Source organism: Streptomyces sp. NPDC111516 (assembly GCF_055635345.1).
Window position 1 is genome coordinate 1 of sequence record NZ_JBVKBV010000041.1, and the last position, 25,908, is coordinate 25,908.

A 25,908-nucleotide genomic window follows, 5' to 3' on the forward strand; every position below is an offset into this window, starting at 1 on the left:
ACCGCCGCCCTGCGCGTATCTCACACCCCACAGCTACCGACCCGACTCAGCCGCTGTCAGGCGAACGGCCCGACATCACCCAATCAAGTTCAGTATTCCGGGACCGGCTTGACGCGTTCCAGGGGGACGTCCCACTCAAGGCCACCACCTTCGGGGCGCATGAACGCCTGACGGCTGACCACATTGCCGCCCTCCTTGGTGCACTCCTCGATCACGCCGACGTGGCCGGTGCGTTCCGAGATCGTGTCCTCGACGAGCGTGCCGCGCGGATACGGCAACTCCCCGTGGCTCAGCATCGTCGGCGGCTTCTCGTGCATGGCATCCCGTCCCCTCGTTGCCCTGACCAGCGGGTATCGCGGTATCGCGGATAACGGCGTGCTCTTACGGTCAGAGAGTGACTGGGGATCTTGATCGAAGCCGTCCGATCTGGCGGCAGGTGGCCGCGATCGTTGAGGCGCGCGTCGCCGACGGGGCCTATCCGCCGGGCAGCCGCGTGCCGGGCATCGTTGAGCTGAGCGCCGAGTTCAACATCGCCGCGTCGACAGCGCAGAAGGCTTTGTCGCACCTGCGGACGACCGGCGTCGTGCGCACCGAGCTGGGCTTGGGCACCTTCGTCGCCGACAAGTAGAAGGCCGTCTTGCGTGGAGCCCCGGAGAGACGTCTCTCCGGGGCTCCGGTGCGCGGTCAAAGCACGCTGAACGTGGACAACACAGCTAGGCAGAGAATCATGCAGCCAGCGAACGCGCCGCCGCCGGACAGGACTGCGTCATTGATCGGCGCTCCTGAGGAGTGGTTGATCCAGGCGGCCACGATGGCGACGATGGCCGAGATTAAGACGCAGATGACGATCACGAGCAGCTTGACACCGAGAGTCAGTTTCACTTCCGACCTTCCCGTTGGCGGTCGGAGTCTGTGGCACGCAGCTCTCAGCCCGACCACCACGTATACGTGTGGTCCTGCTGAGGCCGTGCCGACGTCAGGCTCTCGGTGCCTTTCCAGGGCGCACTTAGGACGCCTTCACCGCCTTACTCTGCGCCCTCTGCGCCTTGCTTCTGGCTCGACGTCCCGAGGAAGCATGCTCGGGATCGCTGGGCTTTCTGCGGCCCATTTCCTTGCCTGCGACTCAGTCCGAGCTGGTCCATCAACTGAGGACGGCCAGCTACTCAACTTCACGGAGGCGTCGGGCACTCCGCTCGCAGCACGAAGAACCGTACCTGAAACAGGAGGCGTTGGGTGACCAGGCGGCCACGGTGGCTCTCCCCAGGGCTCGTGCTGGCGGGTGCGGCCGGGCCGCCGGACGGCCGGGCGTCATGTTGAGGCATCGGTTCCCGCCGGCGACACGACGAGTTACTGGTCTCAATACGAGAAGTGACAGCCGCGGAGAGGGTCGGCGACACCCTTCCTACTTGCGGAAACCGCAAATTGCGCCCGGCTGAAATCCCGTGCTCCACTGGGTGCAGCCGGGCGGCTCAGCCCCCGGTCAGGCCCCCGCTTCGGCGGCGCGATGAGGTTCCCGCGATAGGCGGCTCTCCAGTCCAGATCTCCGACGGGAACCCCATGCCTGCACGCACATCCGCTGTTCCGGCAAGGTCGCGAAGTACCCGGGCGACCCGGTGCGCTCGTGCGACATGGTGGACGCCGACGCGATCGAGGCCGCCGTCTGGTCTGACGTGGTCGGCCTGCTGGGCAGCCCGGACCGTCTCAAAGCCATGGCGGCTGAGTGGGTCGGCATGGCCGCTGGCGAGCAGACCAACCACGCCGACCGCATCGGCGACGGGTCTGTCGGCGCGCATGTCATTTGTCGTCCACGCGCCAGGTGTCCGGGCAGCCCCGCCTCCCTCCCGCGTCATGACGCGTACTGTGCGAAGCGGAGCATGGTGCGGCCGCGCACACATACGACCGGAGCGAGGAGGCATAGTCGTGGATCACTCCCGGTGGAAGACACGGCAGACCAGAAAGCTTCTGGGGGAGACAGTCGAGGAGTCGTCCGCCTACATCGAGGCCGGGTATGCCTTCGCGTTGGGGCAAGCTGTCTACGACCGGCGGACCGAACTCGGGCTGTCGCAGACCGAGCTGGCCCGTCGCGCAGGGATGACGCAGCCGCAGATCTCCAACATCGAGGGCGGCGACTCCATTCCGACCCTGGCTCTCCTGACGCGCCTTGCCAAGGCCTTGGATGCTTCGCTCACCATTGATCTGGACGGCGACACGGCGTTCTCCTTCACCGCGCACGAGCACGGCGGACCTGGCGGGATCGCCACGGGCGGGCGCTCCTCGGCCGCCTGACGCAGCTCACCCCCCGGCACGCATATGGCGCGGGCCGGCCCGAGGCGCCGATGCCCGGCGGCAGACTCCCTGGTCCGGGACGCGGGCCCCGCTCGTATGCTCGCTCCATGACCGATCCTCAGCGCGGACGTCCGACCACCAACTCCATGCGGCGGGCCCTCAAGCGCGCCCGCGACGGTGTCGCCCTCGATGTGACCGAGGCCGCCGTGCTGCTCCAGGCGCGCGGCGACGACTTGACGGATCTCGCCGCCTCGGCCGCCCGGGTGCGCGACGCAGGGCTCGAAGCCGCGGGCCGGCCGGGTGTCATCACGTACTCCCGCAAGGTCTTCATCCCGCTGACCCGACTCTGCCGCGACACGTGCCACTACTGCACCTTCGTCACCGTCCCCGGCAAGCTCCGGCGCGCGGGTCACGGGATGTTCCTGTCGCCCGACGAGGTGCTGGCCATCGCCCGCGAAGGCGCGGCCCTGGGCTGCAAGGAAGCGCTGTTCACGCTCGGCGACCGGCCCGAGGACCGCTGGCCCGAGGCGCGGGAGTGGCTGGAGGCCGAGGGGTACGACGACACCCTCGCGTACGTACGCGCCATGGCGATCCGGGTCCTGGAGGAGACCGGCCTCCTCCCGCACCTCAACCCGGGCGTGCTGACCTGGACCGACCTTCAGCGGCTCAAGCCCGTCGCCCCGTCCATGGGCATGATGCTGGAGACGACCGCCACCCGTCTGTGGTCCGAACCGGGCGGCCCGCACCACGGCTCCCCGGACAAGGAACCGGCCGTACGTCTGCGCGTGCTCGAAGACGCGGGCCGCTCCAATGTCCCGTTCACCACCGGAATCCTGATCGGAATCGGCGAATCGTACGAGGAGCGCGCCGACTCCCTCTTCGCGCTGCGCAAGACCGCCCGCGCCTACCACGGCATCCAGGAAGTCATCGTCCAGAACTTCCGCGCCAAGCCGGACACGGCGATGCGCGGCATGCCGGACGCCGAGCTGGAGGAACTGGCCGCGGCCATCGCCGTCGCCCGGCACATCCTCGGCCCGTCCGCGCGCATCCAGGCCCCGCCGAACCTCGTCGACGCCGAGTACGCGCTGCTCATCGGCGCGGGCATCGACGACTGGGGCGGCGTCTCCCCGCTCACCCCCGACCACGTGAACCCCGAACGCCCCTGGCCGCACATCGACGAACTGGCCGCGAAGACCGCCGAGGCGGGCTTCACGCTCCGCGAACGCCTCACCATCCACCCCGATTTCGTCAAGCGCGGCGAGCCCTGGCTCGACCCCCGCCTCCTCCCGCACGTCCGCGCCCTCGCCGACCCGGAGACGGGACTGGCCCGCGAAGGTGCGATCCCCGCCGGCCTGCCCTGGCAGGAACCCGACGAGGAGTTCGGCGCCAGTGGCCGCACCGACCTGCACCGCACCATCGACACGGAGGGCCGCACCGGCGACCGCCGCGAGGACTTCGACGAGGTGTACGGGGACTGGGAGGCGCTGCGCGAGGCCGCCGCTCCCGGCATGGTCCCCTCTCGCATCGACACCGATGTGCGCCAGGCGCTGAGCCAGGCGGCCGACGACCCGACGAAGCTGACCGACGACCAGGCGCTCGCCCTGCTCCACGCGGACGGCCCGGCGCTCGACGAACTGTGCCGGATCGCGGACACGCTGCGCCGTGACGTGGTCGGTGACGACGTCACGTACATCGTCACCAGGAACATCAACTTCACCAACGTCTGCTACACCGGCTGCCGTTTCTGCGCCTTCGCCCAGCGGCGCACCGACGCCGACGCGTACACCCTCTCCCTGGACCAGGTCGCCGACCGCGCCGCCCAGGCATGGGACGTCGGCGCGGTCGAGGTCTGCATGCAGGGCGGCATCCACCCGGACCTGCCCGGCACCGCGTACTTCGACATCGCACGGGCCGTGAAGGAACGCGTCCCCGGCATGCACGTGCACGCCTTCTCGCCGATGGAGGTCGTCAATGGGGCGACCCGCACCGGCATGTCCATCCGCGACTGGCTGATCGCGGCTAAGGAAGCCGGGCTGGGCTCGATCCCCGGCACGGCGGCCGAGATCCTGGACGACGAGGTCCGCTGGGTCCTCACCAAGGGCAAACTGCCGACGGCGACCTGGCTGGAGGTCATCAGGACCGCCCACGAGGTGGGCCTGCGCTCCTCCTCCACGATGATGTACGGCCATGTCGACCAGCCCCGCCACTGGCTCGGCCACCTGCGGACCCTGGCCCGGCTCCAGCAGGAGACCGGCGGCTTCACGGAGTTCGTCACCCTCCCGTTCATCCACACCAATGCCCCGGTCTACCTGGCCGGCATCTCCCGCCCCGGCCCGACCGACCGCGACAACCGGGCCGTCACCGCCATGGCCCGGCTGCTGCTCCACCCGCACATCACCAACATCCAGACCAGCTGGGTGAAGCTCGGTACGGAGGGCGCGGCCGAGATGCTGCGCTCGGGCGCCAACGACCTGGGCGGCACGCTGATGGAGGAGACCATCTCCCGGATGGCGGGGTCGAGTTACGGCTCGTACCGCTCCGTACAGGACCTGATCGCCATCGCGGAACTCGCGGGCCGTCCGGCGAAGCCGCGTACGACGCTGTACGGGGAGGTGCCCGAGGAGCGGGTGACGGCAGCGAAGGCGTCCGACGGACACCTGCCGGAGCTGCTTCCCGTGCTGCCGAACTGAGCCGTATGCCTCCGGCCCGGACGCCACCCGGGCGGGCCGGGGCAGGGGCGGGCCGCCCCGGACTGCCACCGGTCAAAAACGACCTGCGGGACGTCCGTCCACATACCCACGCGTACTCGGTTCCGCGCCCTCAACCGACGGTTCCGGTTCGATTACAGTGCTGCGCAGTCGCGGGCAGGCGGGCGGTCGACGGGTCGACGGGGGAGGGGCACGGTGAGCACAGGGACCACAGCTGTCTGGGGCCGTGCCGAGCAGCAGGACTTCCGAAGCCGGGTGCGGGGCGCGCTGCTGGGCGGGGCCATCGGTGACGCACTCGGGGCGGGGGTCGACGGGCTCACGCTCGAAGAGATCCGGGCGGCCCACGGCGTCGACGCGGTCACCGACTTCGTACCCGCGCACGGCGGGCGCGGCACCGTCACCGCCGTCACCCAGCTCAGCCTGTTCACCGTCGACGGGCTGATCCGCGCCCAGGTCCGGCGCGACACCGGCGCCTGGCACCCGCCCACCGATGTGCACCGGGCCCATCTGCGCTGGGCGGCGACCCAGCACGACTGGGGGCCCGACGAGCGCCGCGAGGACAACGGCTGGCTCGCCCAGCAGGAGTGGCTCTACGTCCGCCGCGCCCCCACCCGGGAATGCCTCACCGGGCTGGGGGACACCACCATGGGCACCCTCGACAAGCCCAAGAACCCCACCGCACGGAACTCGGCGGCCCTCACCCGGTCCGCGCCGTTCGGGCTGCTCGTCGGCTGGGAGCCCCAGCTCGTCCTCCAACTGGCCGTCGAATGCGCCGCGCAGACCCACGGCCACCCCACCGCCCTGCTCTCCGCGGGTGCCCTCGCCGTCATCGTGCACGGTCTGGCCCGTGGCGAGACCCTGGACGGTTCCGTCCAGCACGCCCTGGCGCTGCTCGCCGAGCGCCCCGGGCACGAACCGGTCTCCGAAGCGCTGAAGCGGGCGCTGGGCACCGTGCGTCGGGGCATCCCGGGACCGGCCCTGATCGAGTCGCTCGGCGCCACGGACTCGGCCGAGGACGTCCTCGCCGTCGCCGTGTACTGCGCCCTGGTAGGCGAGGACATACGGCACGGTCTGCGGCTGGCCGTCAACCACGGCGGCCCTTCCGCGGCCACCGGGGCCCTGTGCGGGGCGCTGCTCGGTGCGCTGCACGGCGAGACCGCGCTGCCACCGGCCTGGCTCGCGGAGTTGGAGGGGCGGGCAACCCTCCTCGAACTCGCAGACGACTTCGCCATGGAGATGACCCAGGGCCCGGCCCTGCACAGCCCGTCGGCCGCCGCGCCGGGCTGGCTGACCCGCTACCCGCGCGGCTGACACGCGCTGCCCCGAACGTCGGTCGGGAGGAGGGCCGACCGGTCCCAGGCCCTGTCCTGCCGGTCTTCGCGGGCCCGGAACGCCTGGCACGGCACCTCGTCGCGTTGTCGTCAGTCGCCCGAGTACGTGCAGTACGAGGACGATCCTCCGCCTTGCGATGCACCGCACCCAACGCCCCGGGCTGATCCACGAAGATCGACAGGACAGGACCTAACGCATCAGCTCGCCGGCGTTGACCAGCAGGGACTGCCCGGTGATCGCCCGCGCCCGGTCAGAGGCCAGGAACGCGACGGCGTCGGCGACATCGCCGTCCGTGGCAAGGTCCGGAAGCGCCATGCGCTCGCTGAGCCTGCCGAGGACCTCGGCCTCCGGCACGCCCTCGGTGTGCGCCGTGAACTGTACGTACGCCTGCACCGGCGGCCCCCACATCCAGCCGGGCAGCACCGTGTTCACCCGGATCCGGTGTGGGCCGAACTCCCGCGCCATGGAGTACATCGCCGAGGTGAGCGCCCCCTTCGACGCCGCGTACGCCGCCTGCCGCACCTGGGACGGCGCGGCCACCGAGGACTGCGTACCGATGACGACCACCGAGCCGCCCCGCTCCTTGAGGCCGGGCAGGCAGGCGCGGGTCATCCGCAGCGTGCCGAGCAGATTGACATCGACGACCGACTGCCAGGTGGTGAAGTCGGCATCCTCGATCCCGCCGAAATAGCTGTCCCAGGCGGCGACATGGACCACCGCGTCGATCCGCCCGAACCGCTCCAGTGCCAGCGCCGCCAGCGCCTCGCACTGCGCCTCGTCCGTGATGTCGGTGGTCAGATGGGCGGTGTGCCGGCCCTCCGGGTCGATCTCGGCGGCCGACTTGGCGAGATTCGCCGCGGTACGCGCCCCGAGCACCGCGTTGCCGCCGTCCCGGACGACCGTCGCCGCGACCTGATGCCCGAGCCCGGCGCCCACGCCGGACACGATGACGGACTTCCCCGCGAGCAACATCGGATGCCTCCCGGCTCTGGCAGTTCTTCTGACGGAGCGTCAGAGTAGGACGCCGATGCGGAGTACGGAAGGGGAACGGCATGAGTGACGAGACACGGAGTGGCACCTATGCCGAACTGGCCGCGCTGGGGCCGTACGGAGTCCATCCCGGCCACGCGCTGATCACCATGGTCGAACCGCATCCGGGCCACGAGTACGCGTACAACCGCTGGTACGAGGACGACCACTACTACGCGGGCGCGATGGCGATGCCCTGGATGTTCGCGGGGCGCCGCTGGGTCGCCACCCGGGAGCTGCGGGAACTGCGCTACCCGGAGAAGTCCGCGGTCGCGCAGCCCGTCGGCGCCGGCTGCTACCTGTCCACGTACTGGGTGACGGACGGGCGCTACGACGACCACATGAAGTGGACCGTCGGGATCAACAAGCGGCTGAACCGGGACGGCCGGGTCTACCAGGACCGCACCCATGTGTTCACGTCGTTCCAGGACCACGAGGCGACGGTCTACCGGGACGGTGCCGCGGGGCCGCGGGACTTCCATGCGCTCGACCACCCCTACCGCGGGCTGGTCCTTCAGGTGATCGACGCCGAAGGGGCGGAGCAGCGGGCCGAGTTGCTGGAGTGGCTGCGCTCGCGCCAGCTGCCGAAGCGGCTGAGCGGCTCACCGGCGGCGATGGTGACCGTCTTCCGTCCCACGCCGTTGCCGGGCGACCGGATGAGCTACGTGAAGCAGGTCGAGGGCGTCGACACCCGGCTGACCCTGTTGTGGTTCCTCCAGGAGGACCCACGGGACTGCTGGGCCGGACACTTCACCGGGCTCGACGCGGTGGTCGCGGAATCAGGTCTGGGGCGGGTGGAGTTGGTGGCGCCGTTCATCCCGACCGTGCCCGGCACCGATCTGCACGTCGACCGGCTGCGCTGAGCGCCCGGTCGGGCATCGAGCCGCCGGCCGGGCACGGAGCCCCCTCGGCCAGGACGGCGGACCGGTCGAGAGGGCTACCGGCAGTACCGGAATCGATGCTGCGACGGGTACGGGGGAAGGCGTCGGTCAGGCGTCGACGGCACCCTTGCCGGCGTCGCGTACGAAGGCGTTCCACGCGGCGGGGACGAACGTGATCGAAGGGCCTTCGGGGGCCTTCGAGTCGCGTACGGCGATTGCCTGCGCGAGAGGGGACCTGACTTCGACGCAGGCGCCGTTGCCCCCGGAATACGAGGACTTCGTCCACTTGTCCGTAGCACCCTGACGAATGGCCATGTTCACTCCGGTTCAGAGAGTCGTGTGAAGGACACCAACAGCGTTCCGGTTGGCGTGATCGACGCTACTCGCCAAGTCTCTTGAGTGAAGGGCGCGTTCACTCGACCGGATGGTATATACCACCAGTCCTTCCGCTGCGGGCGGGCGGCGGTGTACCGTACCGCCGCCCCTCCTTGTGGCATCACGTCATTTCCCGCATACCGGACTTTGCGGGCTGTCCTGATTTACGCGCCCGAGCGCCCGGCGTACTGCTTCGCGATGTCGCTGATGAAGTGCCGGGTCTGCTCGACATTCAGCGCCTGTGCCCGCAGGTGCTCGTACATGACGCTGTACCGCTGCACGTCGTTGGCCTTCTCCAGGTAGAGATCGCTGGTGACTCCCTCGAGATAGACGACGCTGGAGTCCGCGGCGTCCGGGAATTCGAGAATGGCGTACTGCCCGTTGATACCAGGGTGCGCACCCATGTCGAACGGCAGTACCTGCACGGTGACATGAGGGAGTTGCGACAGTTCGACCAGTTGCTCCAACTGCTCGATCATCACCTGCTTGCCGCCGACCATCCGACGCAGCGCGGACTCGTCGATCACCGCCCACAGCCGCAGCGGATGCTCCAGGGCCGTGATGCGGTCCTGGCGGCGGGCCCGGACGCTGACGCGCTTGTCGATCTCGCTCGGCGGCGCCTCCGGCAGTGCGCCGTTGATCAGCGCCTCGGCGTAACCTCGGGTCTGCAACAGGCCCGGGACCACCTGGGGTTCGTACACCCGCAGCGACTCGGCATCGGTCTCCAGGCCGATGTAGACGCTGTACGGAATGTCGCCGAAGGCGTGCCACCAGCCCTGCTGGCGCGAATCCTTGGCCATCTGCATGAGTGATTCGACGATCCGGTGATCCTCGACCTCGTACACCCCGCAGAGGTCACGTACATCGCGCTGGCTGATGGAGCGGCGGCCGTTTTCGAGGCGGCTGATCTTCGACTGCGAGACCAGTAGTCGCTCCGCGACCTCCTCGGCCGTCATGCCCTTGAGTTCGCGCAGTCGGCGCAATTCCTGGCCCAACCGGCGTCGCCTGACGGTGGGATTGACGTTGGACGGCACGGAAACGGCACCTCCGGCTATGTAGCTGTGCGTATCTACTGCTGAGCAGATTGCCACCTCCGACCCCGGCCGCGCTGGGAAATGGTCACACGCAAGCACGCGCGGGGCAGCCGTGATTCCGGCTGCCCCGCGCTTGGTGCGGCTCCCGAACCGGGTCTTGGGGACGACGGTGCGGCGGTATTCGGTTGGTGCTGCGGTGCGTGTGAGCTCCTAGTGGACCGCGGTGTGCGCCATGCTGCCGCGGCGTGACTGCGACTGGACTTGCGGTTGCAACGGCATTCCGGCTGCCTGGTTACGGCGCGGCTGTGCGACCGCCCCGTTCTGGACGTCCATCACGGCATGCGCCACGAGTCCGCCCATCGGGTCGTGTCTGATCAGGTCCCGGAGCCTGGAGCGTGATGAACGCCCCTCGTTCCCGGGGTACAGGTGCTTGCCGAGTCCGACCGCGTGGGCCAGCGCGGCGAGCGCCGCGGTCCGCGGGTCCGGCGGTACGCCGGTGCGGATCGCACTGTCCAGCCTGGCTCTGATGTCCCGACTGATTGCCGTCTCCGTCGCCTGGTAGCGAGTCGTCGGCAGCACTCCGCACATCTGGCCCGCCACGGCATGCACCATGCCGCACCGCTCCAGATGAGCGAGGTAGATCTGGCGCAGCCCCAGCCGGGGTCCGCCGATCCAGTGGACCGCCCGAACCGGGCTGCCGCGTCGGCGCAGCAGTTCCAGTGCGGAGTCCAGAGTCGGATCTCCTGTCGGCCGTGGCATCACCACGGCGATACGATCCCCGTCAGGGGCTATCCGTCCTGCCAGAGCCAGCTCCACTAGCTGAGCTCCGGCGAGGCCGAGGTCGAGCGACTGCGGCTGCGCTGTGGTACCCGTGGCCGGGTCCAGAGCGAGCAGCAGAAGCTCCTCCGGAATTGTTCTGCGGCTCCTGCCCATCCATGCCTCCCCGCGTGGATGAATGACAGGGTGACCCCTCTCACATTGGTCTGTCGAGGGTGCCTGGGCGCTATGTACGGGAACCAGTAGGTATGTCGTTCTCGTCTAGCAGCCGGGTCAGTGGTTCACACGGGACACTGGTAGATGGTTCGGACAGCGCGGGGATGTCCCCGCGCCGCATGGAGGAGGCATCGGTGGCGGGCGAGTCCCCCGACAAGTCGAAGCAGCAGAAGCCGTCGGGGACGGCTCGGAGCGAGAGTGATCCACGGCTTGCCGTCTTCCACGAACCCTCCGCCGCGGCGGAGGCCGGGGCCGGCGGGGGTACGGACACGGCGACGGCCGTATTCCGCACGGGGCCGGGGGCGGGATGGAGGTCGGGATCGTCCGGCGACGGCGACGGCGAGGGCAGCGAAACCGGCGAGGAGGGTGGCCGGGGCGACGACTCCTCGAACTCTGGCGACTCCGCGGCCCGGGAGGGCTCCTCGGCGGTTGAGAGCTCCGAGGACTCCGAGGGGGCCGAGAAGGCTGCTGAGGGCCCGGAGAAGGCGCCTGAGGCCTCTGGGACCGACGGGAAGTCGGCCGAAGAGCCCGCCGAGGAACCGGCCGAGGAGTCCGTCGAGTCCCCCGAGAAGTCGGAGGACTCCGCGGGCTCCGAGGACGCGGATGGCGCCGAGCCCGCCGATGCCGAAGCCCCCGAGGAGGGCGACGCGCGGCTGCGTGCGGCGGTCGCGGCATGGGTGTCGAAGGGCGACGCCGAGAGCGACGAGAGCCCGAACGTGTCCGAGCGCGCGGCTGCGTCCGACGCGGGCAGCACGGATGACGCGGTCGGCACGGACACCGACGCCGCGGCGGAGCGCGACGGTGCGGACGAGCCGTCCGGCGACGACGCCTCCGACGAGGCCCGGGATTCGGGGGCGCATGAGGAGACCCCTGCCGCCGGGGAAGCGAAAGCCGCCGAAGCCGACGCCAAGGGCCGCGCTGACGCGGACGACGCAGGCAAGGCGGACGAAGCGGGCAAGGCCGACAATGCCAAGGACAAGCGCGGAATCGATCAGCCGACCGCCGTCTTCAGGGCGCCGGCGGCAGCCAAGGTCGACCAGCCCACGACCGCGCTGAAGGTCACGCCGCCCGCGTCGAAGTCCCGGTCCAAGCCGGATTCGAAGCCCGGTGCGGAGTCGAAGCCCGAGTCCGCCACCGAGCGGACCAGCACGTTCGTACCCCTGCGCGGGGACGACGTACGACCGGCACCGGCCGCCGGACCCGCAGCGGCGCCCGGCACGCGGCCCTTCGCTCCCTCGCTCGCCGGCGCCGAGCGGACCACGCAGCAGCCGATGCCGCCCAAGCCGCCGCTCGACCTGCTGGCCGAGCTGACGAACACACCCCCGCCGCCCGAGACGCCGGTCCGCACCGCCGTCCGCCGGGTCAAGATCTGGACTCCACTGGTCCTGCTCCTGCTGATCATCTTTGCGATCGTGCAGATGGTGCGCCCGCTCCCGGACCCCGAGCTCCAGATGTCGGCGAAGCCGACGTACACCTTCAAGGGGAGCAAGCCGTCGCTGCCGTGGCCCAACGAGGGCCAGGGCTACATGGCGGCCACCGGACTGGGCACAGTGGACTCGTTCGGTGAGCAGAAGGCCGTGCCGATCGGCAGCGTGGCCAAGGCGATGACCGCGTACATCGTGCTCAAGGACCACCCGCTGAAGAAGGGCGAGAAGGGCCCTTCCATCAAGATCGATGCCAAGGCGGAGTCGGACGGCGGTCTGGACTCGGAGGGTGAGTCGACGCTCAACACCGTCAAGGCCGGTGACACGCTCACGGAGCAGGAGGCGCTCTCCGCGATCATGATCCCCTCCGCGAACAACATCGCGAGGTTGCTGGCGCGCTGGGACGCGGGTTCCGAGGAGGCGTTCGTCAAGAAGATGAACGACACCGCCAAGTCGCTCGGCATGACCAAGACCACCTACACGGATCCGTCCGGCCTCACCGCGACGACGGTCAGCTCGGCCGAGGACCAGGTGAAGCTCGGCCAGAAGCTGGTGGAGATCCCGGCGCTGATGGACATCACCAAGCTGCCGTCGTGGACCGACCCGTCGGGCAAGAGCCATCGGAACTACAACACCCTGGTCCCGTACAACGGCGCGCTCGGCATCAAGACCGGCTCCACCACCAAGGCCGGTGGCAACCTGCTCTTCGCCGCACACAAGATGGTCGGCGACACCGACCAGTTGATCGTCGGCGCCGTGCTGGGCCAGCACAAGCCCTCGATCATCGACACGGTCAACGCGGTCAGCAAGGACGTCATGATCGCGACGCAGGATCTGCTGGAGAACGCGAAGGTCATCAAGAAGGGCGATGTCGTCGGCACCGTCTCCGACCGGCTGGGCGGCAGCACCCCGGTGGTCGCGACCAAGGACGTGACGGCGGTCGGCTGGCCCGGTCTCACGGTCAGGATCGAACTGACCGACGACGGAAAGACGATCCCGCACTCGGCGGCGGCCGGCACCCACGTCGGCACGCTCACCGTGGGCGAGGGCGCCAGTCAGGTGAAGGTGCCCGTCGCGCTGCAGAGCGATCTGGCCGAGCCGACGTTCTCGGACAAGCTGACCCGGATCAGCTGACCGGCCGATGGCCGGAACGGCCTGGTAGCGGGAAGAGGGTGCCGGTCCCGGCACCCTCTTCCCGACTGCGTACGTGTTAGCGTCCCGGAGCAACTCAAGGATGCTGCGAAGGCGTCCTCACAGGCGTATGGGGCACGGGGGCACGGGGCCGGCGGATACGGGGAGACGGGGAGAGCCGTAGTGACCACTGCGGAGCCGAAGCCCGGCCGTGAGACGGCCGACAGCAGCGGCATGAAGGGCAGCAGCGGCAGTAGCGGCAGCAACAGTGACGGTATGCGGGCAGCCGCGTCCGCGCCGGACGGCCCTGCCCCGGACGGCCCCGGGCCGCGCACCGCCCCGTCGCGGCGGACCCGTGCCGAGCAGCTGCTGCGGCACCCGGTGACGATCGTGACGGCGGCCGCCGCGGTCACCCACGTGCTCTGGTTCTTCTTCTTCGCGAACAGTGGCGGCGACCTCGCGGCCCAGGACGCCTGGGCCGAGTTCGTCGGCCGGCATCCGGGCACCGCGTACAACCTCGCCTGGTACGGGGGCATGCACCCCGTCTCGTACAGCGTCGTGTCGCCGTATGTGATGTCGGTGCTCGGCGTGCGTACGACGATGATGGTGGCCGGGACCGTGTCGGCGGCGCTGACCGCGCTCATCCTGGTCCGGGTCCGGGCCGTCCGCAATCCGCTCGCCTGCTCGCTCGCCGGGGCCTTCGCGTACCTGTGCAACGCGCTGTCCGGGCGGGTGACGTTCGGGCTCGGCATGATGTTCGCGGTGGGCGCGGTGGCCGCGGTGTTCTGCTGGCCCTACCGATGGCGGTACAAGCGGTGGGCGAAGGCGGCAGTCGCCGCTCCGCTCGCCGGGCTCGCGACGGCGAGCAGCCCCGTCGCCGGTCTGTTCCTGGGCGTGGTCGCCGCCGCGCTCTTCCTGAACAAGCGGCGCCCCGGCGCGTACGCGCTGGGCCTGGCCCCGGTCGTGGTCGTGGCGCTGTCGGCGTGGCTGTTCCCGTTCTCCGGTACGCAGCCGATGTCGATCGCGACCCTGTCGCTGCCGTTCCTCTTCGCGGTCCTCGTCTTCGTCCTCGTACCGCGCGACTGGAAGACGGTCCGTACCGCGGCCGCCGTGTACGGCGTCGGGACGCTGCTGACCTATGTGATCGACTCACAGATCGGCTCGAACATCACGCGGATGGCGATGCTGTTCGCCGGTGTGGTGCTGCTCGCCGCGCTGCCGTACGCCAAGCCACGCTCCCGGCGCTGGTACGCGCTGGTTCTCGCCTTCGCCGGGCTGAACTTCTGGATCGGCTTCAAGGGCGTCGACGACATCGTCCGTACCGCGCCCGCCGCGTCCTGGACGCGTGAGCTGGCCCCGCTGGTCAACGAGCTCCAGGAGGTCCGGGCCGAGCGCGGCCGGGTCGAGGTCGTGCCCGCGAGCAGCCACCGGGAGGCGTCCGCGCTCGCGCCGTACGTCAATCTGGCCCGTGGCTGGAACCGGCAGGCGGACATGGAGCGCAACCCGCTCTTCTACGACGACACCTTGAACAGCGCCAGCTATCGCGAGTGGCTCGACCGCTGGGCGGTGCACTACGTGGTGCTGCCCCGGGGGACACCGGACTCCACCGGCGCGGTGCAGGAGGCGGAGCTCGTCGACGGCGGGCTGCCGTATCTGAAGCTGGTCTGGTCCGACGCCAACTGGCGGCTCTTCGAGGTCGACAGCCCGGTACCGCTGGCCGATCCGCCCGCCACGGTGGACCGGGCCGGTGCGGGCGAGCTCACCATCCATGTGAAGAGCGCCGGCCGGGTCCTGATCCGCATCCCGTACTCGCGCTGGCTCGCCCTGGTCGACGACCAGGGCAAGAGCGTCGAGCGGCCGCAGGAGACCGAGGAGTCCAAGCGGCGCGAGGACGAGAACGGCCCACGGACGTATCTCAACACCAACGGCTGCCTGATCAAGGTCGACGAGGACGAGGACGGCGACGAGTGGACGGAACTGCTCGCGCCGCGGCCGGGCGTGTACCGGCTGGCCGCCCCCTACCAGCTGTCTCCCGGCACGCCGTGCCCGGAGGAGCTGCGCTGAGCGCGGGCACGTCCTCCTGAGCCACCCGGGATGACCGATCGCTGTGCCCGTAAGGACGAGGCGGCACCTGTGCGCTGAGCCACGCGTCGACGAACTCCGTCGCCTCTGCGGGCACTTCGTCGGTCGGAAGCCTCCTGAGCAGCGCGCCCAGCACGAACTCGCCCCCTGCGGTGGCGGCGTGGTCGCCGGTGCCGAGCCAGGTGAGCGTGGTGGTGATGGCCTTCTGGGCGTCGTCGGGGTTAGGTCGGTGCGGGACAGAAGCGGACCGAGGACGAAGGTCGCCCCCTTCGCCTGGCCGTGGGACCGCTGCCGACTCCGCCGAGCTGCGCCGTTGGGGAGAATGGGGGCGGTTCAAAAACGGCGAGGTGGGAGATGGGTATGGCGGGCGATGGCGGTCCGGTGACACTGCGCGGGATCGCGGAGCAGCTCGGGCTGCACGTCTCGACGGTCTCCCGAGTCCTCAACGGCCCGTCCGGGGAGAAGGGCCGCGCGGCGTCGGGCGAGACAGCGCGACGAATCCGCGAGCTGGCCGACGAACTCGGCTACCGGCCCAACCCGCACGCCACCAGCCTGCGCACCCGGCGCAGCAACCTGGTCGGAGTGCTCTTCCCTCGGCTGTCGGAGATCGTGGTTGCCACTATTTACGAGGGTGTGGAGGAGGAGGCGACCATGCGGGGGCTCTCCACCTTCGTCACCAACACCCACGACGACCCCGCCACCCAGCGCGAGCGGATCGCAATGGTCCTGGGGCGCCGTGTGGACGGTCTCATCATCGGCGACGCACACCTGGACGGGGCCGCGCTGGCCGACCCGGCTCTGGACGGCACGCCCTTCGTGCTCGTCAACCGCCGCACCGACACCGGCCACCCGGCGGTCACCTGCGACGACCACCTGGGCGGGCGACTCGTGGCCGAGCACTTCCTGGCACTGGGCCACCGCCAGGTGGCCGTCATCGCCGGTGAACCCTTCGCCAGCACCGGCACCGACCGCACCACCGGCTTCACCGACCGCTACCGCGAGGCCGGCCTGCCCCTGTCCGCCCACCGGGTGCGGCACTGCCGCTTCGACACGGCCGGCGGGCACCGGGCCGCCGTCGAGCTGCTGAGCGGGTCCGACCGGCCGACCGCGATCTTCGCCGTCAACGACCTCGCGGCGATCGGCACCATCGGCGCCGCGCGCGACCTGGGCCTGCGTCTGGGTGAAGACCTCGCGCTCGCCGGGTTCAACGACACCCCCCTCGCCGCCGAACTGCCCGTCCCGCTCACCAGCGTCCATTCCCCCATGGCCGAGCAGGGCAGACGCGCCGTACGGCTGCTGCTCCGCCGTATCGCGGGCGAGCCCGTCGCCTCGGAGGTACTCAGGCCCGATCTCGTGGTGCGGGCCTCCACGGGCACGCCGATCGGGCCGAGTCTGCGGTGAGCGAGAAAACGTAAAGCCGCCCCGATCATCCGTCAGTTCGGCTCCGGCCGAGCCCAGTAGGCGCCGTTGCCCAAACGATTGGCGCAAACGATTGGGTAGAGCATACTGGTCACTCGACACGCGTCCGGCTATGGCAATGGGGTGGCTTGGTGAAGCGGTTCTGCAGGCGGCGCGAGGCGACATCGGATCCCTGTGCGCTTCCCCGCGAGGAGTTCGTGGCATCGCTGCGGGAGGGCAGCAGAACGGCTGAGCTGACCGGCCGACAGGGCAGCGCAGGGGAGGCTGCCGAACGCTACGCGGCACTGGTCGCGCAAGCGGAACGCGTCCTGGGACCGCAGGACACCGACACATTGGCGCTGCGGCACCAACTGGCCCACTGGACCGGTGAGTCCGGACAACCGGAAGCCGCATTAAGACTGTTCACCCGACTGTTCGCCGACCGCGAGCGGATACAAGGACCGCGCCATCAGGACACCGAACTGGCCCGGCATCAACTGGCTCACTGGCACGGTCGGTCGGGTCGTCCCGAGGAGGCCGTTCGCCGCTACGAAGGCATGTTCCGGTCCGCCGAGCGGGAACACCGCACCGAGACGGCGCTCACCCTGCTGTGCGAGGTGGGTTACTGGCAGCAGAAGAGCGGCGACAACGCGGCCGCGCTGCGCGCTTTCTCCCGGATGTTGCAGACCGCCCAACAGGAGCTCGGCCCCGGTCACCAGCTCGTCAACATCGCCCGTCAGCGCTACGCCGAGGTCGCCGGCGGGCTGCCGTTCGGCAACGAGGGTGGCCACGACGGGCTGCAGGACCTCCGTGCGACGGCCGCCGCGGTCGAAGCCGCAGGAGACTTCCAGCGCGCGGGCCGGATGTACGGGCAGATAGCCGCGCGGTGCGAGCAGCTCTACGGGGCGGGCAGCTCCCATACCCTCTCCGCGCGCGTCGCGCAGGCGAAGGCGGCGGTGAGCGCGGAGGACCACGCGACGGCTGCCGACTGTTTCGGGAAGGTGCTCGCGTGCATGGAGCTTCAGGGCCAGGGGCCGGGTTCGCCGGAGTACGACATCCTCCGCGGGCAGCGCGACGAGCTTGCCCGGATGGCACGGCACACGGTGCTCCGCATCGCGGAACAGACCGCGACGCTGTTGGGCGAGGCGGTGCAGGCCGCGGCGGAGACGGCATGCGCGGTGCTGGCACGCGAGGCCGGCGCATCGCACGCGACCTGCCTCGCGGTCGTGAACGACGGTGCGGACGACGTGACATGGCGCGAATGGACCGCGGAGCAGTGGGCGGCCGTGCTGCGGGACCTGTCTCGGCAGGGGTATGACGCGACGGCCCTCTGCTTCGCCCGCGGCGACCTGCGGCCGACCCCCGAAGAGGTCTCCGTGTGCGAGCGGTTGGGGCTGCCGGGTGTCTACGCATCCTGCCTGAGTGACGAGAACGTGCGGATCGAGGCGTACATCTTCCGGGAGGGCGAACCGGCGACGGTGCGGGTCGTCGTGGTGAAGGACGAGCAGCCCGCGACGGATGAACAGGACGCGCGGAAGCGGATGTCCGCGGGGGCTGCGGGCGGCCGGATCGCGGTGCACGCGCAGGCCGCGGCCATCGGGACGTGGCGGGAGATGAAGCGGGCACGGCCCACCGCCGGGGTGGACCAGCCACCGGTCTTCGGCACGTACGAGGTGCTGGAGTGCGTCGGCGAGGGCGGCTTCGGGCGTGTCTACCTGTGCCAGGACCCCGACGGGCTGATGGTCGCGGTCAAGACGCTGCACGCGCACCTCGCGGCGACCCCCTCGATCAAGCGGGGCTTTGCCCACGAGGTGCGGGCGGCCCAGCGGGTCGGTGGGCGGTTCACCGTGCCGGTGATCGGCGCGGACACCGACGGTTCGACCCCGTGGATGGCGGTGCCGTACGTGGCAGCCCCTTCGTTGCAGGAACTCGTCGAGCGCTGCGGACGGCTGGAAGTCGACTTGGTGCGCACGCTGGGGGCGGGCATCGCCGTCGCCCTGAGCGCCATCCACGCCGAGGGCATCGTGCACCTCGATCTCAAGCCGGCCAACGTGCTGCTGGCCGAGGACGGCCCGCGCGTCATCGACTTCGGTATCGCCCAGATCGAACGGCTCACCGAGCCGCGGCGCGGCTTCGCGGGCACCTACACGTACGCCTCCCCCGAGCAACTGCGCGAGCAGCGCACTTTCACTCCTGCCAGCGATGTGTTCTCTCTGGGCACCGTCCTCGCCCGCCTTGCCCTGGGACGCAGCCCGTGGGGCCAGGACACGCCGTCCGTGGTCGCCAACATCCGGGCCGGAACACCCGATCTCGCCGGGCTGCCCAGAGACTTCGTGGAGGTGGTCCGGTCGTGCCTCCACCCCGATCCGGATCAGCGGCCGACGGCCGGTGACGTGGCCGAGGCGCTGGTTCCCGGAGCCGGTGAGGGCAGGATCGATCCGCCACCGCTGTCGGAGCAGGCGCGGGCTCTCGTCACGGAGCACGCCACCGTGCCTGCCACACGCCATTACGAGACGCTCGCCCACACCCGAGCTCATGCCGCCGAGGCGGAGTGTCACACGCCGAGCAGGTGGTGAACGATGCCGCTGTCCATCTCGGCGAGGGACACCCCACCGTGCGGGCCGCCCGTACGCTGCTGGCGGTGCTGAAGTCGGCGGGCGCGGGGTGAGCCCGCCTTCGAACGGGCGCCTGAATACCGTCGCCAGCGTCCACGCAGTGGGCTTGGCGCATGGTCTCACCCGATTCGTCTTCCTCACCGCATAGTTGACGGCGGGGCACGTCCTACATGGACGTGCCCCGCCGTTGGTCCGACTCGGTTGGTCTACCAGTGGTCGTGGCGCTCGCAGCGCTCATGGTGTTTGCCGTGCTTGTGGCGCTTGATCTTGGTGGGGTCGGTAGCGGTAGCGGTGCCGTCGCCGCCTCCGCCGACGGTTGCGGTGTTGATGACCTTGGCGGCGGCGGCGCAGGAGACGTCGACCTTCAGGGTGATGGGTGGGTAGCTGCTCCCGGCGGGAAGGACAGTGACCACTAGTGACCCCGCGCGGCCTCGGCCACCTCGCCGCCGCCCTCCTCGACGACCAGGAGCCACGACCGTGACCACCCCGGCCGCGCGGCCATGGCGTGGAGGACGTCGGGGTGGGCGTGGACCGTGAGAGTGTGGGCGGCGTGGAGGAACGCCATGCCGAGCAGTCGTTTGCTGGGCGGCGTCACCTATGCGGCGGCCGCCTCGTGGACGTCCGGGGTGCTGATGCGCTGGGTGGCGTCACCAATGCCGGTGAAGGACTGGAGGTCTTCTTCGAGGCGCTGATGCCAGCGGACGAGGGTGTCGTCGGGCGGTGCGCGCATGGTGTTCCTCCTGGGGTATCAGGTGGTGTGCTGGGGCCACGGGATATCGGTCTCGACGGGCGCGGTGTAGTCGATGCCGGGCACGGCGAAGCCGTAGAGCTGCCGCACCTGGGTCGTGAACCAGTCGAGGGCGGCAAGGGTCCTGATGTTGTCCGTGGTGGCGGTCTGCCAGCGTTCGGCGACAGCGGCCTGGACGGTGGGAGTCAGCTCCCAGGTGTCGAGGCGCACACGCCCCTCATCGTCGACGTCGAGGCGTGTGGTGCCGGTGAGTTGGTCCCAGAGCTGCGTGAGCTGGTCGATCGGCGGGACCATGGCGTCGTCGAGGACGCCGCGCAGCAGCCCGACGTAGAGGGCAATGCCGGGGATGGCTGTGCTCGACTGTGTGACGGCGGCCCCGTTGACGGAGGTCAGGGCCTGGCCGTCGACTTCCTTGGCGAGCCGGTCGTTCAGGTCGCGGGCGGTCTGCTCCAAGTGGGCTTTGGCCGCACCGATGGTGCCCTGTCGGTAGATCGCGGCCGTCAGCGGCGATCCGATGTAGGACAGGGCAACGGTCTTGAAGCCCTGTGCCAGCAGATCACGCCCGGCAAGGTGGTCGACCCAGCGCGCCCAGTCCGTGCCGCCCATGACGGCGACGGTCTGCTCGATGTCGTCACCTGCGGCCGGCCCGGTCTCCACCGTCGTGACCCCGGGGACCCCCTCGCCATCGAAGACGAGGGTCTTGGTGCGGTACGCCTCCCCGATCGGCTTGAGGACGGACGCGTACGTGACACCGTTATCCGGATCGGTACGGCGAGGCGCGGCCACGGAGTAGACGAGGTAGTCGAGCTTCCCGCCGAACCGCTCGGCCAGGAGATCGGCGACCTCGTCCTTCAGCGAGTCGGAGAACGCGTCACCGTTGAGGAACACGAAGTCGCGCCCGCGCTTCGCGGCCAGTTCAGCCGTCGTAGCGGTCCGGTACCAGCCGGCGGTTCCGGTGCGGCGGCCAGGCGCCTTCTCGAAGGACACCCCGATGCCCCGGATACCAACTCCGGCGAGTCCCGCGATCGTGGCGGCCAGACCGTACCCGGCGGACGAGCCGATCACGAGTGCGACGGGCGCCTCGTCCGTCCGGCTGCCGGCCACCGGTTCGGGGACGGCCTGCCACATGTCCTGGACGAGCCGGGCACAGCCGGCCGGGTGTGAGTCGAGGAACAGGAATCCGCGGGAGCGGGAACTGACGATGCGTTCGGTCATTTGGAGTTGTCCTTGCCGGTCGACATGTCCACGGGCGCGGCGGCCACCAGAGCCGTTACCGCGCCCTGCAAGTCTCGGACCGTACGGACCCGGGCGGTCACCTCATCGGGAACAGTAATGATGAGGCGACCTTGGAGGGTTTCCACCACTTCGAGCAGGGCGGGACTGCCCATGCCCAGCCCCGCGTCGAGCACCCGATCGTGCCCGCGCCCGAGGGCTGATCTACGAATCCGGACGCGACCGCGTCTGGAAGTGGGAGGACCGCCGCGCCACACCGGGCGATGACTACCAGATGCTCCTCGCCGACGTCTTCGGCGTCGACCGTGCCCAGGTGGCCGCGATCGGCTGGCCGTGGTGGCTACCAGCTTTCGACGCACCCCACGATTTCGACCGCAGCGGAAATCGCGCTGCTCTCACGGAGGTACTGGTGGCACCACCCGACCGCCGCGCGTTCCTCGCGCTCACCACGGCCACGCTCGTCGGCACCGCGCAGCAGTGGGCGACCGTCGAACCCGACCGCCTGGCGGGCGCCCTCGACGGCCGCCGCGTCGACGCCACTCTCCTGGAGTGGCTGGAGACACGCACCACCGAGGTTCGAGCCATGACCAACACGGCGGGCCCGGAGTGCACCCACCTTGTCCACGCGCTCCTGGCCACCGCAGCCCGGCTCATCGACACCGCGAGATACGACGAGCCGACCGGGCGCCGGCTCCACCAAGTCGCCGCCTCCGCAGCCCAGTGCACCGGCTGGCTGGCCTTCGATCAAGGCGAGCACGGCGCCTGCCAACGCCACTGGACGGCGGCCTTCCACGCCGCACACGCCGCCGACGACCGTGACCTCGGCGCCGGTGTCCTCTCCGACCTCGCGTACTCCGCCACCTGGCTCCGGCACCCGGGTACCGCGGTGGACGTTCTGGAACACGCTCGCAGCCGCACCGACTCCCACTCCGCCCGCTCACTCCTGGACGTACGCCGCGCCCGCGCCCTGGCCCTACTCGGTGACGACACGGGGACCGCACGCGCACTGCGCTCGGCCGAACAAGAACTGGAGCGCAGCCGACCGGGAACGGCACCCGCCTGGGTGTCGTGGATGTCACCCGCTGACCTGGTCGCAGATGCGGGCCGTTGCTGGCTGGATCTTCAGCGGCCGGCCCGGGCCGAGGCCGCTCTCACCGAAGGGCTCGGGCTGCTCGCCCCGTCCAGCACGACCATCGGACGGCTCGGCCCTCACCGCACCCACCCGGAAGTCACCGACCTATGGGACTGCGCCCAGGCGTAAATCACCGGCGCGGGCATCCGTGCCCTGGCTGCTGACCGGCGCCTCAGTCGGCGTACTGACTGCGGCTCCTGGCGGCGCTCCACACTCGGTGCGTCAGCGCAACCGGGTCACGGTGAGCGTTCCATGACGGCCGGTCCCGGCGAGGACTTCCACGACGATGCCAGTGTTCAGCCCGGTGTACTGCTCCCCGCCCCGCGCCCTGGTTGGACCGGTCACCGCAGCGTCGGCGAGCACCGCACCGAGCCGCGCCGCGAGACGCGCATCGAGCCGGGCCGAAAGGCGCGGCCTGCCGTCATCGCCGAGCACCAGGGCCAGGTTCCGTCTCCGTGGCCGAGGGCCCGTGAACCCGACGCCTGGCTCCCCATCCGAGCGGGCGTACAGGGTCACCGTCTCCGTGGTGCGAACCAGGGCCATCCTGTGTCCGTGGTTCTCCAGACTCCGGTGTGTCTCATGAGACACGAAGTGACCTGTTGGTGGGTGGCGTTGGGTGGGGGAGTGCGCCGGCGCCGGTCCGGGCTACGCGAAGCGTTCGTGGTCGGCCAGCACCGCGTCGATCACATCGAGATGGATGGCGACTCGCCCGTCCCCGGCATCGGAGCACTGGGTCAACGTCAGCAGGGACTTCCACAGCGCCCAGCCCCTGGCCCTGGCCCAGGTGCCGTCATCCTGGCCGACTGTGTGCCGGAATGCCTCGCGGCTTTCCCCGCGGAGCATCGTCCAGGCGATCACGAGATCGCAGGCGGGGTCGCCGATGCCCGAGGTGCCGAAGTCGATGACGGCCGACAGCTTGCCGTCGGTGACAAGCAGGTTGTTGCCGCCGATGTCGCCGTGGAACCACACCGGCGTTCCACGCCATTGGGCCTCGAGTGCCGCTTGCCAGGTCTCGCTGGCCCTCACGGTGTCGATCCGGCCGCTCAGGGCGGTGATGCAGCGACGCGTCTCGTCGTCGTAGTGGGCGGGGGACGCGCCGCGATACCCGCTGTGCGCCCCGGCGAGAGGACCGCCCTTGGAGTCACAGCGCTGAAGCGCGAGGATGAACCCGGCGACACTGGTGGCGAACTGAGCCATGTCGTCGATGCGTTCGGGAGAAGCCGTCTCGCCGGGCAGCCAGCCGCGCACGGACCAGGGGTAGGGGTATCCCGCGCCGGGGGCTCCCTTGGCCAGGACGGTGGGGACAGCCACCGGCAGCGCGGGGGCCAGGCGAGGCAGCCAGCCGCATTCCTTGTCGACCGCAGGGGCGTAGCCGACTGCGGTGGGCAGGCGGACCGTCATGTCGTCACCGAGGCGGTAGGTGCGGTTGTCCCAGCCGTCCACAGCCACGGGGACCACGGGCAGACGGCTCCATTGAGGGAACTGAGCGGTGATCAACCGCTTCACCAGGGCGGCGTTGATTCCCGCACGCCCGTCCGACACATCTGTAGGCACCCGCTGATCCTCACCGGTGAGGTCGTACCGGGCAAGTGGTTAACGACGCGATACACGTCTGGATGTCTGGGGGACCATCCCACTTCGGCTCGAACCAATAGCCGGGCCGGTCCGGGAGGACGGGGACGGCCTGGGCCAGGGCGAGCGTCGAGGGGAGGACCACGCCGCCACCGTGCGCTCGGTCCAGCGCGGCACCCCGGGCCGGTCCGCTCGACCGAGGCCGTGGACGCAGATAATCGTGCAGCGCCCCGAACACGCCCCGCATGTAGTGTCACGAGTCGGTGACATGCTGCGCGCACGGCCAGTGAGGCCGACAGGATCACGGGATCAATACCGGGATATCTGGAGCAGTAAATGATCAAACGGATCACCGCGGCGCTGCTGCCCCTCGCCAGCCTGGGGCTGCTGTCGTTCGCCCCGTTCCTGTACCTCATGCTCACCCGCAAAACCAGCCGCGACCGGACGCTGTTCGCCGCATTCACCGCCGCGAGCGTCGTGGAGATCGTCCTCATCGCCGTTGTCGGGCGTGACACCAGGGAAGGCACCGCCGACTTCCTGGTCGGCGTCTACATCGTTGTCCTGGCCATCGTCGCCGCAGTCATGGCGTTCGTCGAACTGCGCCCCGGCAAGGAAGCAGCAGCCATGCCCGGCCGCGCCTACCTCTGACCTATCCGCACCACCCGATATCGCGTGCCTGGATGGCGTCGAGGTACGCGATATCGGACACCCAGCAGCGGGAACCGAACCAGTCGGCCAACTCCTCACTACCGGGCGCTGGCCACCGGGTCGGGGCACGCAGTCCCTCGTCGCAACGCGTGGATCTCGTCCCGGGCCTGAACGGTGGGGAGTCCGGTGATGACCTCGGCGGCCAGCCACTCCATCTCGACGCGCATCTATGCGGCGATTCGGCGATTCATCGAGCTGTACGAGGAGATCGGCCTCCCGCCGATCCGGCTCCACGACCTCGGCGTCTACTGGTTGTGGTCCCTGCCGGCAGCCGCAGTTCCCTGTGAGTCTCCGTCCGTTCTGGCACGAGAGTGGCACGGCCAGACCCTGCCCCGTCGCTCACTTGCCCTCCCGCCGGTGCTTGACCGCGTCAACACCTACGGCTCGATCAATGGTCGATGGTGCCGCCCAGGATGACAAAGAGCGGGACGAAAAGGCTCAGGATGCCCATGAGGGCGAGTGCCACGAGGATGATCAACAGGATCACCACGAGTGTCCACGCAAAACGGCTACTGGCGCTGAGAAGCCTGCCCGGTACCGCGTCTTTGTCAGTCATCGAACCCCCGGCCCGGACTGTACAGCGCGGGCGGCGTAGCGACTCTGGCCGGGAGCCTTGGAGCGAGTGATCACGGCCCCTTACGCCGGCCCGCGGATCGGGCAGGCTTGTGGACTGCGCAAGCCTGAGCGACAGTCTCGAAAACCGTCGTGGCAGCGATGTCGCCGTGGGTTCAAATCCCACACCCACCCCAGATGAACGGCACTCGCTTTAGGAGTTCGATCCGAGCCCGCTGCGGCGGCTGTCGTCGACTGGTGCGACGGCCGGACAGAGACGCTGGTGTACGCATCCGTCCGGCGTCGTTGGTGTCAGTCGTGGATGTCAGGGGAGTGGGGGGACTCTCTCGATCGTGATGGGCGCAGCGCAGTCCAGCCCGATCGTGTCCCCTTCGTCTTCGTCGCTTCCCTCGACGCTGGGGTGATCGACAGGAAGCACGGTCATCAAGGTGTGGGGTCGAGGCAGCCGGCTGGTGTCCGTCGGCGGGTCGTAGTGCGGAACAACGAAGAGGCCACCCATCCGGCCGGGGTGGTCTCTTCGTTCTAGGGCCTGTCCGACGGGGCGTGTCACCGACTAGGGCCAATGCCGTTCGGTTAGGGGTTCGACTGGCGGCGCAACTCTCGGCGTTTCGGCTGGTGATACGGGTGCAGCCCTTGTAGTGGTTCTCGGGTCCG

26 protein-coding genes are annotated in these 25,908 nt (G+C 69.8%); 11 read left to right on the top strand and 15 right to left on the bottom strand.

The window, feature by feature from the left end:
- Positions 1-89 precede the first annotated feature (89 nt).
- Positions 90-317: a hypothetical protein gene (locus tag ACZ7L9_RS36430; protein ID WP_471421818.1), complete on the bottom strand. Its 228-nt coding sequence runs from the start codon at positions 315-317 to the stop codon at positions 90-92.
- A 77-nt stretch (positions 318-394) separates the two neighbouring features.
- Between ACZ7L9_RS36430 and ACZ7L9_RS36435 the strand changes: the two genes are divergently transcribed.
- A complete protein-coding gene (locus tag ACZ7L9_RS36435) occupies positions 395-628 on the top strand; it encodes a GntR family transcriptional regulator (protein WP_471421819.1) in 234 nt (77 codons plus the stop codon).
- Positions 629-684: 56 nt separating this feature from the next.
- On the opposite strand, the gene ACZ7L9_RS36440 is transcribed toward ACZ7L9_RS36435, so the two are convergent.
- Positions 685-882 (bottom strand): hypothetical protein, encoded by a 198-nt coding sequence (locus ACZ7L9_RS36440; RefSeq protein ID WP_471421820.1) that lies wholly within the window; start codon positions 880-882, stop codon positions 685-687.
- 1,038 nt (positions 883-1,920) lie between these two features.
- Here ACZ7L9_RS36440 and ACZ7L9_RS36445 point away from each other — a divergent pair.
- The 3 genes from ACZ7L9_RS36445 to ACZ7L9_RS36455 all read left to right on the top strand — a co-directional run bounded on the left by ACZ7L9_RS36445 (position 1,921) and on the right by ACZ7L9_RS36455 (position 6,305).
- Complete coding sequence (locus ACZ7L9_RS36445; protein WP_471421821.1) at positions 1,921-2,286, top strand: helix-turn-helix domain-containing protein; 366 nt, start codon at positions 1,921-1,923, stop codon at positions 2,284-2,286.
- Between the two features lie 107 nt (positions 2,287-2,393).
- Positions 2,394-4,976: a bifunctional FO biosynthesis protein CofGH gene (locus ACZ7L9_RS36450; protein WP_471421822.1), complete on the top strand. Its 2,583-nt coding sequence runs from the start codon at positions 2,394-2,396 to the stop codon at positions 4,974-4,976.
- A 213-nt stretch (positions 4,977-5,189) separates the two neighbouring features.
- Positions 5,190-6,305, top strand: coding sequence for an ADP-ribosylglycohydrolase family protein (locus ACZ7L9_RS36455; RefSeq protein ID WP_471421823.1), 1,116 nt, complete (start codon positions 5,190-5,192; stop codon positions 6,303-6,305).
- Positions 6,306-6,515: 210 nt separating this feature from the next.
- Here the strand turns inward: ACZ7L9_RS36455 and ACZ7L9_RS36460 are convergent, their stop codons facing one another.
- The gene (locus ACZ7L9_RS36460; RefSeq protein WP_471421824.1) at positions 6,516-7,298 is read right to left on the bottom strand and encodes an SDR family oxidoreductase; all 783 of its coding nucleotides are present in this window, start codon (positions 7,296-7,298) and stop codon (positions 6,516-6,518) included.
- 80 nt (positions 7,299-7,378) lie between these two features.
- Between ACZ7L9_RS36460 and ACZ7L9_RS36465 the strand changes: the two genes are divergently transcribed.
- Positions 7,379-8,218, top strand: a complete 840-nt coding sequence (locus ACZ7L9_RS36465) for a hypothetical protein (RefSeq protein WP_471421825.1) — start codon at positions 7,379-7,381, stop codon at positions 8,216-8,218.
- 126 nt (positions 8,219-8,344) lie between these two features.
- On the opposite strand, the gene ACZ7L9_RS36470 is transcribed toward ACZ7L9_RS36465, so the two are convergent.
- From ACZ7L9_RS36470 to ACZ7L9_RS36480, 3 genes are all read right to left on the bottom strand, one after another.
- Positions 8,345-8,551 (bottom strand): DUF397 domain-containing protein, encoded by a 207-nt coding sequence (locus ACZ7L9_RS36470; RefSeq protein ID WP_471421826.1) that lies wholly within the window; start codon positions 8,549-8,551, stop codon positions 8,345-8,347.
- Positions 8,552-8,775: 224 nt separating this feature from the next.
- Entirely contained in the window at positions 8,776-9,645 is an 870-nt protein-coding gene (locus ACZ7L9_RS36475; protein WP_471421827.1) for a helix-turn-helix domain-containing protein, read from the bottom strand.
- A gap of 210 nt (positions 9,646-9,855) precedes the next feature.
- A complete protein-coding gene (locus ACZ7L9_RS36480; protein ID WP_384452953.1) occupies positions 9,856-10,578 on the bottom strand; it encodes a GOLPH3/VPS74 family protein in 723 nt (240 codons plus the stop codon).
- 164 nt (positions 10,579-10,742) lie between these two features.
- Between ACZ7L9_RS36480 and ACZ7L9_RS36485 the strand changes: the two genes are divergently transcribed.
- The 4 genes from ACZ7L9_RS36485 to ACZ7L9_RS36500 all read left to right on the top strand — a co-directional run bounded on the left by ACZ7L9_RS36485 (position 10,743) and on the right by ACZ7L9_RS36500 (position 19,249).
- Positions 10,743-13,196 carry a D-alanyl-D-alanine carboxypeptidase gene (locus ACZ7L9_RS36485; RefSeq protein WP_471421828.1) on the top strand — a complete coding sequence of 818 codons (2,454 nt, stop codon included), beginning with the start codon at positions 10,743-10,745 and terminating at the stop codon, positions 13,194-13,196.
- Positions 13,197-13,376: 180 nt separating this feature from the next.
- On the top strand, positions 13,377-15,257 hold the full coding sequence (locus tag ACZ7L9_RS36490) for an MFS transporter (protein WP_471421829.1): 1,881 nt from the start codon (positions 13,377-13,379) through the stop codon (positions 15,255-15,257).
- 378 nt (positions 15,258-15,635) lie between these two features.
- A complete protein-coding gene (locus tag ACZ7L9_RS36495) occupies positions 15,636-16,676 on the top strand; it encodes a LacI family DNA-binding transcriptional regulator (RefSeq protein ID WP_471421830.1) in 1,041 nt (346 codons plus the stop codon).
- A 215-nt stretch (positions 16,677-16,891) separates the two neighbouring features.
- A complete protein-coding gene (locus ACZ7L9_RS36500; protein WP_471421831.1) occupies positions 16,892-19,249 on the top strand; it encodes a serine/threonine-protein kinase in 2,358 nt (785 codons plus the stop codon).
- 245 nt (positions 19,250-19,494) lie between these two features.
- On the opposite strand, the gene ACZ7L9_RS36505 is transcribed toward ACZ7L9_RS36500, so the two are convergent.
- The 5 genes from ACZ7L9_RS36505 to ACZ7L9_RS36525 are packed head-to-tail and all read right to left on the bottom strand — an operon-like array spanning position 19,495 to position 21,445.
- Entirely contained in the window at positions 19,495-19,701 is a 207-nt protein-coding gene (locus ACZ7L9_RS36505) for a hypothetical protein (RefSeq protein WP_471421832.1), read from the bottom strand.
- The gene (locus ACZ7L9_RS36510; protein WP_471421833.1) at positions 19,701-19,883 is read right to left on the bottom strand and encodes a hypothetical protein; all 183 of its coding nucleotides are present in this window, start codon (positions 19,881-19,883) and stop codon (positions 19,701-19,703) included. Before ACZ7L9_RS36510 ends, ACZ7L9_RS36505 begins: the two co-directional genes overlap by 1 nt.
- On the bottom strand, positions 19,884-20,018 hold the full coding sequence (locus tag ACZ7L9_RS36515) for a hypothetical protein (protein ID WP_471421834.1): 135 nt from the start codon (positions 20,016-20,018) through the stop codon (positions 19,884-19,886).
- Between the two features lie 18 nt (positions 20,019-20,036).
- A complete protein-coding gene (fabV, locus tag ACZ7L9_RS36520; RefSeq protein ID WP_471421835.1) occupies positions 20,037-21,251 on the bottom strand; it encodes an enoyl-[acyl-carrier-protein] reductase FabV in 1,215 nt (404 codons plus the stop codon).
- Positions 21,248-21,445, bottom strand: coding sequence for a hypothetical protein (locus ACZ7L9_RS36525; RefSeq protein ID WP_471421836.1), 198 nt, complete (start codon positions 21,443-21,445; stop codon positions 21,248-21,250). Before ACZ7L9_RS36525 ends, fabV begins: the two co-directional genes overlap by 4 nt.
- A 98-nt stretch (positions 21,446-21,543) precedes the next feature.
- On the opposite strand from ACZ7L9_RS36525, the gene ACZ7L9_RS36530 reads away from it, so the two are divergent.
- Positions 21,544-22,530, top strand: coding sequence for an XRE family transcriptional regulator (locus ACZ7L9_RS36530; protein ID WP_471421837.1), 987 nt, complete (start codon positions 21,544-21,546; stop codon positions 22,528-22,530).
- Between the two features lie 93 nt (positions 22,531-22,623).
- Here ACZ7L9_RS36530 and ACZ7L9_RS36535 read toward each other — a convergent pair whose 3' ends face one another.
- The gene (locus ACZ7L9_RS36535) at positions 22,624-22,836 is read right to left on the bottom strand and encodes a hypothetical protein (protein ID WP_471421838.1); all 213 of its coding nucleotides are present in this window, start codon (positions 22,834-22,836) and stop codon (positions 22,624-22,626) included.
- A gap of 210 nt (positions 22,837-23,046) precedes the next feature.
- The gene (locus ACZ7L9_RS36540) at positions 23,047-23,955 is read right to left on the bottom strand and encodes an aminoglycoside phosphotransferase family protein (protein ID WP_471421839.1); all 909 of its coding nucleotides are present in this window, start codon (positions 23,953-23,955) and stop codon (positions 23,047-23,049) included.
- A gap of 354 nt (positions 23,956-24,309) precedes the next feature.
- Between ACZ7L9_RS36540 and ACZ7L9_RS36545 the strand changes: the two genes are divergently transcribed.
- Entirely contained in the window at positions 24,310-24,621 is a 312-nt protein-coding gene (locus tag ACZ7L9_RS36545; protein ID WP_471421840.1) for a hypothetical protein, read from the top strand.
- A 98-nt stretch (positions 24,622-24,719) separates the two neighbouring features.
- On the opposite strand, the gene ACZ7L9_RS36550 is transcribed toward ACZ7L9_RS36545, so the two are convergent.
- Positions 24,720-24,848 (bottom strand): hypothetical protein, encoded by a 129-nt coding sequence (locus ACZ7L9_RS36550; protein ID WP_471421841.1) that lies wholly within the window; start codon positions 24,846-24,848, stop codon positions 24,720-24,722.
- Between the two features lie 221 nt (positions 24,849-25,069).
- Positions 25,070-25,237, bottom strand: a complete 168-nt coding sequence (locus ACZ7L9_RS36555) for a hypothetical protein (RefSeq protein WP_471421842.1) — start codon at positions 25,235-25,237, stop codon at positions 25,070-25,072.
- Between the last annotated feature and the right edge of the window lie 671 nt (positions 25,238-25,908).